This window comes from Marinovum sp. J2-8, from assembly GCF_055808435.1.
This window is the reverse complement of sequence record NZ_JBVVRZ010000003.1, coordinates 196,150-208,735: the sequence shown is the minus strand read 5'-3', so window position 1 is coordinate 208,735 and position 12,586 is coordinate 196,150. Positions and strand designations below refer to the sequence as shown.

General features: G+C 59.9%; 11 protein-coding genes and 2 pseudogenes. 2 read left to right on the top strand and 11 right to left on the bottom strand.

Annotated elements, in window-relative coordinates; translation table 11 throughout:
• Positions 1–3: 3 nt before the first annotated feature.
• Together phnH and phnG are read right to left on the bottom strand one after the other, a co-directional pair.
• Positions 4–573 (bottom strand): phosphonate C-P lyase system protein PhnH, encoded by a 570-nt coding sequence (gene phnH / locus AC0L4F_RS10410; protein ID WP_244688094.1) that lies wholly within the window; start codon positions 571–573, stop codon positions 4–6.
• The gene (gene phnG, locus AC0L4F_RS10405) at positions 570–1,043 is read right to left on the bottom strand and encodes a phosphonate C-P lyase system protein PhnG (protein WP_244688092.1); all 474 of its coding nucleotides are present in this window, start codon (positions 1,041–1,043) and stop codon (positions 570–572) included. Before phnG ends, phnH begins: the two co-directional genes overlap by 4 nt.
• Positions 1,044–1,142: 99 nt before the next feature.
• Between phnG and phnF the strand changes: the two genes are divergently transcribed.
• Positions 1,143–1,889: a phosphonate metabolism transcriptional regulator PhnF gene (gene phnF / locus AC0L4F_RS10400; protein WP_244688090.1), complete on the top strand. Its 747-nt coding sequence runs from the start codon at positions 1,143–1,145 to the stop codon at positions 1,887–1,889.
• 19 nt (positions 1,890–1,908) lie between these two features.
• On the opposite strand, the gene AC0L4F_RS10395 is transcribed toward phnF, so the two are convergent.
• From AC0L4F_RS10395 to AC0L4F_RS10355, 9 genes and pseudogenes are all read right to left on the bottom strand, one after another.
• On the bottom strand, positions 1,909–2,526 hold the full coding sequence (locus AC0L4F_RS10395; protein WP_244688088.1) for an LbetaH domain-containing protein: 618 nt from the start codon (positions 2,524–2,526) through the stop codon (positions 1,909–1,911).
• Between the two features lies 1 nt (position 2,527).
• Complete coding sequence (phnE, locus tag AC0L4F_RS10390) at positions 2,528–3,853, bottom strand: phosphonate ABC transporter, permease protein PhnE (protein WP_244688086.1); 1,326 nt, start codon at positions 3,851–3,853, stop codon at positions 2,528–2,530.
• Positions 3,850–4,672, bottom strand: a pseudogene (gene phnE, locus AC0L4F_RS10385) (phosphonate ABC transporter, permease protein PhnE). The gene phnE (AC0L4F_RS10390) and the pseudogene phnE (AC0L4F_RS10385) overlap by 4 nt, the downstream one beginning before the upstream one ends.
• A gap of 128 nt (positions 4,673–4,800) precedes the next feature.
• Entirely contained in the window at positions 4,801–5,703 is a 903-nt protein-coding gene (gene phnD / locus AC0L4F_RS10380; protein WP_244688084.1) for a phosphonate ABC transporter substrate-binding protein, read from the bottom strand.
• A 61-nt stretch (positions 5,704–5,764) separates the two neighbouring features.
• The gene (gene phnC, locus AC0L4F_RS10375; protein WP_244688082.1) at positions 5,765–6,559 is read right to left on the bottom strand and encodes a phosphonate ABC transporter ATP-binding protein; all 795 of its coding nucleotides are present in this window, start codon (positions 6,557–6,559) and stop codon (positions 5,765–5,767) included.
• 169 nt (positions 6,560–6,728) lie between these two features.
• Complete coding sequence (locus AC0L4F_RS10370; RefSeq protein ID WP_244688080.1) at positions 6,729–7,160, bottom strand: universal stress protein; 432 nt, start codon at positions 7,158–7,160, stop codon at positions 6,729–6,731.
• Positions 7,157–9,769, bottom strand: coding sequence for a TRAP transporter permease (locus tag AC0L4F_RS10365; protein WP_244688077.1), 2,613 nt, complete (start codon positions 9,767–9,769; stop codon positions 7,157–7,159). Before AC0L4F_RS10365 ends, AC0L4F_RS10370 begins: the two co-directional genes overlap by 4 nt.
• A gap of 103 nt (positions 9,770–9,872) precedes the next feature.
• Positions 9,873–10,844, bottom strand: a complete 972-nt coding sequence (locus AC0L4F_RS10360; protein ID WP_244688075.1) for a TAXI family TRAP transporter solute-binding subunit — start codon at positions 10,842–10,844, stop codon at positions 9,873–9,875.
• Complete coding sequence (locus AC0L4F_RS10355; protein ID WP_244688073.1) at positions 10,829–11,146, bottom strand: hypothetical protein; 318 nt, start codon at positions 11,144–11,146, stop codon at positions 10,829–10,831. The genes AC0L4F_RS10360 and AC0L4F_RS10355 overlap by 16 nt, the downstream gene beginning before the upstream one ends.
• Before the next feature lie 99 nt (positions 11,147–11,245).
• Here AC0L4F_RS10355 and AC0L4F_RS10350 point away from each other — a divergent pair.
• Positions 11,246–12,569: pseudogene (locus AC0L4F_RS10350) on the top strand (aspartate aminotransferase family protein).
• Positions 12,570–12,586 lie beyond the last annotated feature (17 nt).

Here is a 12,586-nt window from a genome sequence, read left to right as displayed (position 1 = left end):
CGCTCAGGCCACCTTTGTGCTGCGTGGCAACGCCGCGAGGCGCTCACCACAGGTGAAAAAGAAATCACATCCCAGCGGGAACCGCGCAGCATTGGCTTGGAATGCGGCGGTTTCCGGCAGGTTGAGCTGTGCCGTGTCGGCGATACCGGGCCCGGACAGGGTTGCGCCCGCGGCGTGCAGCTCGGCCGCCTCGACGATCAGGGTCGTCGAACGGTCCGGGTATTCAGCGGTGCCAAAAGGGTATTGGTCAATCGGGGTCAAAGCATCCCAAGTGCCCAGCGCAAAGACGCATGTCACCGGTCCGACCAGCGGCGCGCCGGTGTGGAACCGGACCCAGTTGCGCACCGCTTCGCAATCGGTCGCACCCGCCAGATACAGCGGCGTATCCGGGTCACATAGGGTCAGCAACAGGGTGCCGGCGGCAATCGACAGCGGCGCTGGTGGATTGGCCCCGCGCAGCGTCTCGACCAATCCGGGGCGCGCCATGGCGTTCATCGCCGCGCGAAACGCCATGGCAGAGGCCCGCGCCGGATCGCCAAACCCGCCTTCAAGCATTTGTGCCTGATCGCTCATGCGTCTTCTCCCCGTACCATGGTAAAGAAATCAACCTTGGTTGCCGCCGCTTTGGCCGCGCGTTTTGCGGCCTTGGCGCTGTGCTCGTCCCGCAAGGGGGTGATGATCGCCGCCGCGACGGTCGCCGCCGCGGATGTCTGCATCAATGCATCGACCAAGGCCGCATTTTCCGCCGCGCGCTTGCTGCGACCCTGGACGTAGCCATGGCCAACCGCCCCGCCGGGCAATTTCACAGAGGCGCGGGTCACGGTCATTTCGCCAAGGTTAAAGGCATCTCCGGTGCCCCCGGTCCGCCCGCGAACCATCACAGTTCCGATTTCAGCCGCGCGCAGCCAGGTCGCGGCACCGCCGCCCAAAACCCCGTCCAGCGCCGCGCCCAGCGCAGATGCGCAAAGCCCGTTCAACCGGTCATGTGGCGCACGCGCCAAGGTCGACATCCATGATTTTCGCTGAGCAATGTTGGCCGTCATGTGGGTTGCCTTTCTTCCTAGACAACTATACAAATTCAAGCGTTGTGTATCCTTCCAACCGCTGAGTTGGCAACACCCGAAACGCGAAAGTTTTGTGACATGCCCGACCCCTCCTCCGTGTCCTCGTCTGGCACAGCCCCGACACGCACCCCGATCTGGAAAGCGATTCACACCGACATTGCGGATGCGGTGGCGCGCGGGCAGTATTCGGTGGGGGACAAGCTGCCGACGGAATCCGATTTGGCGGCGCGCTTTGGTGTCAATCGCCACACCGTCCGGCGCGCGCTCAAGGAATTGGCGGCAGATGGTCTGGTCCATGCGCGGCGCGGTGCGGGGGTTTTTGTGACCGGGCGCCCGACGGACTACAAGATTGGCCGCCGCACAAGGTTTACCCGCAATATCGAAGCCCAGGGAAAGGTGCCGGCCCGCAGCATCGACGTGTTGGAAACCCGCACCGCCGATCCGACAGAGGCCGAGGCGCTGCACCTGCCCAAAGGGGCGCAGGTGCTTGTCTGTGAAGGGGTGTCCCTGGCGAATGAAGAGCCAATCGCAGTGTTCCGCAGCGTCTTTCCCGCCGACCGATTGCCGGGGTTCCCCGAGCATCTGGAGCAGATGAAATCCATCACCCGCGCCCTGCAGGCGATTGGCATCGCCGACTACACCCGTGAAGACACGCGGATCACCGCCCGCGTGGCCGATGCCACCCAGGCGCTGAAACTGCGCATCGACGAAGGGGATCCATTGATCCTGTCGATTGCGATCAACCATGCCGCCGAAGGCTGGCCATTGGAATATGGTCTGGCATGGTTCGTCGGCGAACGGGTTACGCTGCAAATCGAAACCTGAACGTTTCGCCCAAAACGGCTTAACCGCCGTATTTCTCCAGAAACGCCTCGGCGCTCAGGCTGCGAAAGTCACCCAGACGCGCCCGCAGGGTGTCATGATCCCAATCCCACCAGGCCAGCGCAATCATCCGCTCGGCCACATCGGCAGGTTGACGTTTTCGCATCGGCTTGGCCGGGATGCCCGCCACAATGGTATAGGGGTCGACATCGCGGGTCACAATTGCCCCTGAGGCAACAACCGCACCATGGCCGACCGTCACCTCTGGCTTGATCTGGGCATTGTGGCCGATCCAGGTATCATGGCCGATTTCCGCCCGGCGCGCGCGACGTTTGGCAAACCACGCGGCATCATTTTCGACCTCATCCCAATAATCAGCAGAACGATACAGAAAGTGATGCAGGCTGGCGGTGTCCAGCGGATGATCCGTGGCCCCGATCCGCACAAAGCTCGCCAGATTGGCGAATTTGCCGATCCGGGCGTTGGCGATATCGGTGCTGCGGTCACAATAGGCATAATCATCGAAATGGCTGGCTGCGATCCGGCTGCCGGCACCGATTTCGACAAACGCACCAAAGGTGGTGTCGGTGATGGTACAGCCGTCATGAATGACCGGCAGCTCAGCATTCAATCGCGGCATGTCATTTCCCGTCGCTGCTGCCGGCAATCAGCCGCTCGCGCAACTTGCCCGACACCCAATCCATCACCATGACCACACCGAGGATCAACAGAATGTAATAGCTGACCTCTTCCCAATCCTTATGTGTTGCCATGGCCTGGGTCAGCATCAAACCAATGCCACCACCGGTGATGGCCCCAATGATGGTCGCGGACCGTGTGTTGGATTCCAGATAATAGAGCACCTGACTAAGCAACACCGGCGTCAGCTGTGGGATCACACCAAAGCGATAGCGTTGCAGCGGCTTGGCCCCGGTCGACCGGATGCCCTCGATCTGTTTCTTGTCGACGTTTTCCAGCGCCTCAGAGAACAATTTGCCAAAGGTGCCGGTATCGGTCAGCAAAATCGCCAAAGACCCGGTCAACGGCCCCGGTCCAAAGGCCCGCGCCAGAATGATCGTCCAGATCAGGGCGTCGACACCGCGCAGGAAATCGAACACCCGCCGCACCGCCATACGCACCACCATCAGCGGGGCAAAGTTACGCGCCGCCATAAAGGCCAGCGGCAAGGCGACCATCGCCGCCCCGAATGTGCCAAGAAACGCCATCAACACAGTTTCAAACATCGCCCAGGCGACCTCGCCGTGGCGCCACATGGCATTGTTCCAGAAATCACTGAATATCGCCGCAAATTCGCCCGAAAAGGCACGCGTCACCAATTCGCCAAAGCCCATGCCATGATAGCGGCTGTCGAGGGTGAAGAAGAACAATTCCCAGCCGGTGAAATAGCGGAACACCTCTGACCGGTTACGGGTCACGGTCAGCCGGGCATTGTCCAATGTGACGGTCATGCGGTTTTTCGACAGGTTGATCCACTCTGGCAACGGACCTTCGGGCAAGACCGCCTGCACACCGTTGCGTCCAGGGGTGGCGGTGATGGTGCCATAGCCGGGGATCACCTGGGTGATGGTCTGTGCCCCAAAGGTCACCGTGCCATCCTCTGCCAGATCAATCACTGTGTCGGTATCGCCAAGTGTCACCCAGTCCGGCGATGTGCCTTCCGGGTATCTGCCCTTGCGTTCGCCTTCGATGGCCAGCGACACCTCGCCATTGCGGTTGTCGCGGGTCACATGTGTCTTGTAGCTATAGCTATCGGCCACCAACGCGCGGGCATTGTCGAGGCTGGCGCGCTGGCTCAGCCCCGGAATGTCAAAGGCAAAGAACACATAGGTCAGATAGACCAGGATCACGGCGGGCACCGCCAGCGCCACAATCTTCTTGCGTGACAAATGCGCCTGAGCGCGGCTTTTCAGCAAATCGGTCGGGGCGGCGTGGGTTGCATCGGTCATTGGGTTCTCTCCCCTGCGGCGCCATGGGTCAACCGGTCGCGATAGCGGCTGGACAATTGGTCGATCAACATGATGGTGGCGAACAACAGAATGAAAATCGCCGCCGCCTCGTCGTATTTGCCCTGCCCCCAGGACATGGCGTTCTTCAGCTCATAGCCAATGCCGCCGGCCCCGACAAAACCAAGGATCGCAGAGGCGCGAATGTTGATTTCGAACCGCAGCAGCGCATAGCTGAGATAGTTTGGTGCCACTTGCGGGATCACGCCCAGCACCATGCGCTGGGTCCAGGTCGCTCCGACGGAATGCAATCCTTCGATCGGTTTCAACGAGGCGTTTTCATTGACCTCGGAAAACAATTTGCCCAGCGCCCCAACCGTATGAAACGCAATGGCGATCATCGCCGGAACCGGGCCACCGCCAAGGACAAAGATCAGCACCAGCGCAATCACGATTTCTGGCACCGCGCGCATCACATCCATCATGCGGCGAAACACCGGGATCAAACGCGGCCAGCGCGCCAGCCCACGGGTGGCCAAAAGCGAAATCACGATTGCGACCAACCCGCCAAACAGCGTCGCTGCGGCCGCAATATTGATGGTTTCCAGCAAGGCCGGAAGAAAATGCAAAAGATGCCCAGGCAACAGCGCCAGCTTCTCGCCCGCTTCGCCGAGAACTTCGGCCGGGAAATCACCGATGCGATGCAACCCGTCCCAGAACCCGCCAGGCGTTGCGGTCATCGACCATCACAAAGCCCGAGGTCATCAGCGCCACAAAGACCAGCAACAACACGCCGCCATAGCGGCTCTTTTGGCGTTTCATTGCCAGGTAATCATTGCGCAAATCGCGCAAGTGTTCGTCAGCGGCGCTCATTTCGGCCATGGGGATCCTGCCTCACATAAGAAACGGGCCCCTCCCGAAGGAGAAGCCCGCAAAATCACAAATCGCGATCAGTTCGATTTCGACTGACGTGCCGCGATGATCGACAGATATGCGTCATGGGTGATCGGGTCGAAGCCCAGCGATTCACCGGCAGAGATGTTGTAGGTACATTCTTTGTCGGCGTCATACATGCCATCAACCATGGCGGTCATTTTGGCTTTGACTTCTTCCGGCAGCGACGTGCGCAGAACAATCGGGCCTTCCGGGATCGGCTTCGAGCGCCAGATTTCAACCAGATCGTTCATGTCGATCAGGCCAGCGTCAACCGCTTTGCGCAGCGCGCCCGAGTTGAAGCCGTCTTCCCATTCGCCCTGGCCGTCGGCCCAGGTCACACCGGCGTCGACATCACCATTGTTGACCGCAACGATGGTCTGCTCGTGACCGCCGGTGAATTTCACTTCACCAAAGTAGTCGCCGGATTCCATGCTGGCGCCGGTTGCGTCAGGGATCTCGATCGACGGGATCAGGTAGCCGGAGGTCGAGTTGGGATCGCCAAAGCCGAACACTTTGCCCTTCATGTCGTCCAGCGAAGCAACGCCGGCGTCTTTGCGGGCAAAGCCGATCGAGTGATAGCCGTAAGAACCGTCAAGGTTGATCTTGACCAGAACCGGTGTCACCGCTTCGGGGTCGGTCAGATAGGTTTTGGCATAGGCCGAGGCACCAAGCCACGCCATGTCGATTGTGCCACCCAGAAGACCCTGGATCACGCCGTCATAATCGGCAGGGGCGAACAGTTTGGTTTCAACACCCAATGTTTCTTCGGTGTATTCTTTCAGGCACTCGTGGCTGTTCAGACGGTCCTGGGCGTTTTCGCCACCAAGGATGCCGATGCGGAATTCGGTGATGTCCTGGGCCATGGCGGGGGCCGCGATGGCGGTTGTGGCCATCAGGGCAACAAGCAGATTTTTCATGAGTCTTCTCCGTGAAATACGCCCCATCGGTCATTCGGGGCTGGTGAAAAGGTGGGAAACGTCAGGCAGGCACCGCATCCAATGCGGTGATCTCGGTCGAGGTCGCCGCTTCGGAAAAGGCACCCGACGCGCCGTAGATGTCGCGCGCTGCGCCTGTGGTCAGCTGTTCGGGCAAGCCGTCAAACACCACGCGCCCGGCCCGCATACCAATGATGCGGTCGCAATAGCGGCGGGCGGTGTCGAGCGTGTGCAGGTTGGCCACAACGGTGCGGCCGTCTTCGTCGTGAATGCGGCGCAGGGCCTCCATCACGATCTGGGCATTCATCGGATCAAGCGAGGCAATGGGTTCATCCGCCAGAATGATCTGGGGATCCTGCATCAGCCCACGGGCAATCGCGACCCGCTGTTGCTGGCCACCCGAAAGCGCCTCGGCGCGTTTCGTGGCGTGATCCGCAATGCCGAGCCGGTCGAGAATATCAATGGCCCGGTGAATATCTTCGGTCGGATATTGATTGAACATCGTCGCCAGCGTCGAGCGGCGGTTCAACGTGCCGTGCAACACGTTCGACACCACATCCATACGCGGGACGAGGTTGAATTGCTGAAAGATCATCGCACATTGCGATTGCCAGTTGCGCATCTCTGCGCCTTTCAGCTTGGTAACATCATGTCCTTGAAACAGGATTTCGCCGCTGCTGGCGTCGGTCAGGCGATTGAACATGCGCAGGAGCGTCGATTTGCCCGCACCCGAGGCGCCGATGATCCCGACCATCATGGGCCGATCCACCGTAAAGCTGACATTGTCGACAGCTGTGTTGCCGCCAAAAATCTTCGTCAGCGCATTTACTTCTAGCATTCCATCCCCCGGCACCATGTCCGTGGGCCGGGTACTCAGGTTATGCGACCGATAGTTTGCAGTTTTGCGAAAGGTTTGTAACGCCGAGCTTTCCCTGGCGGAATCCTGTCACGCGCCCGCGGTCATCGGGGCAAATCGACCGCAGGGCGCGCAATAAACAGGCAACAGATCAGCGCACCACATAAACCGAGCAGGTCGAATGGCGCACCACCCGCGCGGCATTGGGGCCAAGCAGGTAGTCTTTGAAATCCGGGCGATGGGCGCCAATCACGATCAGATCGCTATCGGCCAGTCCCGCCGCCTTCAGCACCTCTTCATAGACCCGCCCGATCGCAACGATATGGCGCACCGATTTGTTACGCTCTGATCCCAGGCTGGCCTCCACCGTGGTTTTCAGGATTTCCCCGGCCTTGTCACGGGCGGTTTCGACCTGATGGTCCTGAAAATAGACCCCTACCAGACTGGCGCCGAAATCCGGCACCACGGTGATCACATCCAGACGGGCGCCATCCAGATCGGCCAGCCGTGCCGCCGTTTCCAGAACCCGCTTTTCATCTTCGGGGCGGTTGATGTCGATGGCACAAAGTACACTCGCGGTCATGCCGGTTCTCCTTCGCGGATCGTGGGTTGCGCCCGGCGGGACTGCAAGTAGGCAATCAGCGCCAGCAACATCAGCGCCGGGATAAAGATCAGCTCTTTGGGCCATTGATCGGCACTGGCCTGAACGCTGGCAATCGCCACCGGATCATCGCCGTAGAAATCAAACGACGCCAGAGCATCGCCCAGATCGGTGCCAAATCCCGGCTCGTCCAGCCGCACCACATCGCCCTCGGGGATCAGCACAAAGCCCAGGGCATCAAGCCGCGCCTCTGCGCCGTCCACATCCGGCACCGTGACAGGCACGGTCAGATCCTTCATCTCCAGCGTATCAAAATCCGGTCCCGACACGACAACCCGCAGCTGGCTGCCCGGTTCGGCATCCCCAACCGCCTGCGAGAATGCGGCGGGCTCGATCTGAACAAAGGGGGGTTGCAGCTGGTTCATGAAGACGCCGGGCCGGAACAGGGCAAAGGCCACCAGCAACAGCGCCACGGTTTCCCAGATCCGGGTCTTGGTCAGGAACCAGCCCATTGTCGCGGCGGTGAACACCAGAATGCCGATGGTCGCGACAATGAACACAATGATCCCCTGATACCAGGTCACGTCGATCAGCAACAAATCGGTGTTGAAGATAAACACAAACGGCAACGCCACGGTGCGCAGCGAATAGAAGAAAGCGACAAAACCGGTGCGGATCGCATCCCCGCCCGACACCGCGGCGGCGGCAAAACTGGCCAGCCCCACCGGCGGCGTCACATCCGCCATGATCCCGAAATAGAACACAAACAGATGCACCGCGATCAACGGCACCACCAGTCCCGATTGCGCGCCCAGTTCGACCACAACGGCAACCATCAGCGATGACACAACGATATAGTTCGCCGTCGTCGGAAGCCCCATGCCAAGGATCAGCGACAAGATCGCCACAAAGATCAGCATCAGGATAAGATTGCCGCCAGACAGGAATTCAACAAAATCCGCCATCACCTGGCCAATTCCGGTCAGCGACACGGTGCCGACGATGATACCGGCGGTTGCGGTTGCAAGACCGATGCCGATCATGTTGCGCGCGCCGTCAATCATGCCTTCGATCAGATCAACACCGCCCTCACGCAGGCGGGAAATCGCATTGTCCTCGCCACGGAAAAACGCCTTGAGCGTCTTTTGCGTCAGCAGGATGCCAAACAACAGGAAGGTCGCCCAGAACGCCGACAGACCCGGCGATTTGCGCTCGATCATCAGGAAATACACCAGCACGATGATCGGCAGCAGGTAATAAAGACCGGATTTATAAATTTTCGGGATCTCGGGAAGTTCCACAACCTCGGCGTTGGGATCATCGGGTTCAAGGTCCGCAACGGTCGACGCAAGATAGATCAGCGCGATATAGACCGCCGCCAACAGGGCCGCCAAAATCCAGCCCGATCCAGCCGGGAACATCGACGTGATCAGCTGCACCGGGAATTTTGTCGCGTAACACAGCACCGCAAATCCGGCAAAGAAGCCAAACATGCCAAGGATCGTGTTGAACAGGTTCACCACCTTGTTGCCGATCGTCGGCATGTTGTTTTTCACCGCCTCCAGGTGAACGATATAGACCAGCGCGATGTAGGAAATGATCGCAGGCAGGAAGGCGTGGGTGATGACCTCGACATAGGAAATGCCGACATATTCCACCATGAGAAAGGCCGCGGCCCCCATGACCGGCGGCATGATCTGGCCGTTGACGGACGAGGCAACCTCGACCGAGCCGGCCTTTTCCGCGCTGAAACCAACCCGTTTCATCAGCGGAATGGTGAATGTGCCGGTGGTCACCACATTGGCAATCGACGAACCGGAAATCAGCCCCGTTGCGGCAGAGCCGACAACGGCGGCCTTGGCCGGACCACCACGCAGGTGGCCAAGCGCACCAAAGGCCATTTTGATGAAGTAATTGCCCGCCCCGGCCTTATCCAACAGCGCGCCAAACAGCACAAAGAGGAAGACGAATTTGGTGGAAACCCCCAGCGCGATGCCAAAGACACCTTCGGAGGTGATCCACATGTGGCTCATCGCCTTGCGCAGGGATGCCCCGGCCCAGCGGATCTGATCCGGCACGGCCTCGGACGAGCCAAAGAAGACATAAAACAGAAAGACCACCGCCAAAACGACCATGACCGGGCCAAGCACCCGGTAAGAGGCGATGAACAACAAGATCAGCCCCGCCAGCGCGAAAAGCGCGTCTAAATCATCGGCCAAACCGCCGTTGCCGACGATCTTGGCGTAAAAGAAATACCCGTAAAGCGCCAGAAACGCCCCGGCGATGCCCAGCGCCCAATCGTACCAGGGGATATAGTGGCGCGGGCTGGATTTGAACAAGGGATAGGCCATGGCGGCCAGGAAAACAGCAAAGGCCAGATGGATCTGGCGGGAATTGTTGATCAGATCACCGGGCAGGATATAGGGCGCGGATGGCGACGCCAGCAGTACCTGAAACACCGACCAGATCAACGCCACCGCGGCGACAAATATGCCAACCGCCCCGGTCGGGCTGCGCGCCCCGCTGTCGCTGGCGGCGACAAGTTCCTGAAGCTCTTCCTCGCTTAATGCGCGATTTGCTTGTTCCGACATCTGACCCCCTGTTGCCGTTGTCCGGCAGACCTTGTTTGGTTCGTAAGCACGGCAAACCGGGGACGCGCACGCCCCCGGTTTTTGTCACGTCATCAGGCGCAGATCACTCGATCCAGCCTTTTTCCTTGTAGTATTTGGCCGCGCCATCATGCAGCGGCGCCGACAGGCTGGCAGAGACCATTTCCGCTTCGGTCAGATTGGCGAAGGCCGGGTGCAGGCTTTTGAAATCGTCGAAGTTTTCAAAAACACCGCTGACCAGCGTGTAGACCACATCTTCGGACACATCCGCAGAGGTCACAAATGTTGCGCGCACACCAAACGTGGTGGTGTCGGCATCATTGCCGCGATACATGCCGCCGGGGATCGTGGCGACCGAATAGAACGGGTTGTCGTTGACCAGTCCCGCGACCGCATCACCGGACACTTCCACCAGGACGGAATCACAGGCGGTTGTTGCCTCCTGGATCGAGCCCGACGGGTGACCCACGGTATAGACCATGGCGTCGATCTGGTTGTCGCAAAGCGCCGCTGACTGCTCGGCTGCCTTCAGCTCGGTTGCCAAAGCGAAATCATCGGTGGACCAGCCCATGGCCTCCATCAACACTTCCATTGTGCCGCGCTGGCCGGAACCGGGGTTGCCGATATTGACCCGCTTGCCCTTGAGATCCGCAAAGGATGCGATGCCGCTGTCGGCGCGGGCCACCACTGTGAAGGGTTCGGGGTGAACCGAAAAGACCGCCCGCAGACCTTCGAACGCACCCGCGTCAGAGAAGGACGAAGACCCGTTATAAGCATGGTACTGCCAGTCCGACTGGGCCACGCCAAATTCCAGCTCGCCTTCGCGGATGGTGTTGATGTTGTAGACCGACCCGCCGGTCGATTCCACCGAGCAGCGCACGCCATGATCGCGCCGGCCCTTGTTCACCAGACGACAGATCGCGCCGCCGGTCGGGTAATACACGCCGGTCACGCCGCCGGTGCCGATGGTGATGAATTCCTCAGCCACCAGCGCGGCGGGCGCCAGGACAGCCGCGGCGGCAATGCCTGCGGCGGTGAGTTTCAGTTGTGAAAACATTGAGTTTCTCCCTCTTGGATTGGATAGGCATCTGGGCTGCCGGTCCCGATCTTGTGCCGGAGCGCGGCTCTTACCTTCGATCCCAGGATAGGCGCTGGCGCATATCCTGTCTTTTGCGTCACACCGGTGCGCCGCTTGATCTGCGGGGTTCGGGTGCTGATGGCCGAGATGTGCGTGCTGTCCACTGCCGGTGGTCGATTTGGCACGATCGCCAACACGACCCCAAATTCAGAAAGCTGCCAAAGAGCACCGGTCAACATAGCATAACAATTGGCTGAGCGCGGCTCGATGGTCAGGGACAAAACAATCTCCACCAGGTACAGGGGGAATGTTCACGTTGTTTCCGGCATTGTCAACTTGCGGTTTTTTTGGTTCGATTGAACACCAGCCGGAGGTGACCTATGTCCCATGTGTTTCCACGCCATTGCCGCGCCACCCTGCCAACAGCCGTTCGCGGCGACGGGATCTATCTTTATGATGCTCAGGGCAAGGCCTATCTTGACGGATCTGGCGGGGCGGCGGTGTCCTGTCTTGGCCACAGTGACCCGGATGTGATTTCCGCAATAAAGACCCAATTGGACACATTGGATTTTGCCCATACCGGGTTTTTCACATCGGCCCCCGCCGAAATCGCTGGCGGATCGGTTGATTGATGCCGCGCCACAGGGGCTGGACCGGGTCTATTTCGGCTCTGGCGGGTCAGAGGCGGTTAAATCCGCCCTGAAACTGGCCCGACAATACATGATCGAAATCGGCCAACCGCAGCGCACCAAATTCATCGCGCGTCGGCAAAGCTATCACGGCAACACGCTGGGCGCGCTTGGCACCGGCGGCAATATGTGGCGACGCGCGCCATTTGACCCGGTGATGGTGTCCGCCAGCCATATTGCGCCCTGTTACGAATATCGCCTGCGCGCGGCTGGCGAAACCGAAGAAGACTATGGGCTGCGCGCCGCTGACGAGCTGGAAACCGAAATTCAGCGGTTGGGCCCGGAAAATGTGATCGGTTTTCTGGCAGAGCCGGTTGTCGGGGCGACCGCCGGGGCGGTGCCGGCGGTCAAGGGATATTTCAAACGCATCCGCGAGATCTGCGATCGCCACGGCATCCTTTTGATCCTGGACGAAGTGATGTGCGGCATGGGGCGGACGGGCACGGTATTTGCCTGTGAACAGGATGGTGTCAGCCCGGATATTCTGACCATCGCCAAAGGTCTGGGCGCCGGGTATCAACCCATTGGCGCAATGCTGTGCTCTGGTGCGATCTATGCCGCAATCGAGACCGGCAGCGGATTTTTCCAGCATGGTCACACCTATATCGGCCATCCCGTTGCCTGTGCGGCTGCCGATGTGGTGGTGACCAAACTGACAGAGGGCGGCATGGCGGCGCGGGCGATGCAGATGGGCACCCAATTAAGCAAGGCATTGGAGGCCGAATTCGGCCAGAACCCGCATGTCGGCGATTTGCGCGGGCGCGGCATGTTTCGCGGCATCGAATTGGTGGCGGATCGCGACACCAAGGCCCCTTTTGCCCCGGAAAAACAGGTGGCCGCGCGTTTGAAGAAGGCCGCAATGGCCAATGGTCTGATCTGTTATCCCATGAGCGGCACGATTGACGGCGTCGAGGGCGATCATATCCTGCTGGCCCCGCCGTTTATCATCAACGACGATCAGATCGGCGAATTGGTGGACAAGCTATCGCGCAGCCTGGCGACGGTTCTGGAATAACGCTGTCGCGGAGAGAT

Excerpts from the sequence above, each read along its gene's own strand:
- phnC (WP_244688082.1), bottom strand. The coding sequence starts at position 6,559 with ATGCTAGAAGTAAATGCGCTGACGAAGATTTTTGGCGGCAACACAGCT.
- phnG (WP_244688092.1), bottom strand. The coding sequence starts at position 1,043 with ATGACGGCCAACATTGCTCAGCGAAAATCATGGATGTCGACCTTGGCG.
- AC0L4F_RS10365 (WP_244688077.1), bottom strand. The coding sequence starts at position 9,769 with ATGTCGGAACAAGCAAATCGCGCATTAAGCGAGGAAGAGCTTCAGGAA.
- AC0L4F_RS10395 (WP_244688088.1), bottom strand. The coding sequence starts at position 2,526 with ATGCCGCGATTGAATGCTGAGCTGCCGGTCATTCATGACGGCTGTACC.
- AC0L4F_RS10360 (WP_244688075.1), bottom strand. The coding sequence starts at position 10,844 with ATGTTTTCACAACTGAAACTCACCGCCGCAGGCATTGCCGCCGCGGCT.
- phnF (WP_244688090.1), top strand. The coding sequence starts at position 1,143 with ATGCCCGACCCCTCCTCCGTGTCCTCGTCTGGCACAGCCCCGACACGC.
- phnD (WP_244688084.1), bottom strand. The coding sequence starts at position 5,703 with ATGAAAAATCTGCTTGTTGCCCTGATGGCCACAACCGCCATCGCGGCC.
- phnH (WP_244688094.1), bottom strand. The coding sequence starts at position 573 with ATGAGCGATCAGGCACAAATGCTTGAAGGCGGGTTTGGCGATCCGGCG.
- phnE (WP_244688086.1), bottom strand. The coding sequence starts at position 3,853 with ATGACCGATGCAACCCACGCCGCCCCGACCGATTTGCTGAAAAGCCGC.
- AC0L4F_RS10370 (WP_244688080.1), bottom strand. The coding sequence starts at position 7,160 with ATGACCGCGAGTGTACTTTGTGCCATCGACATCAACCGCCCCGAAGAT.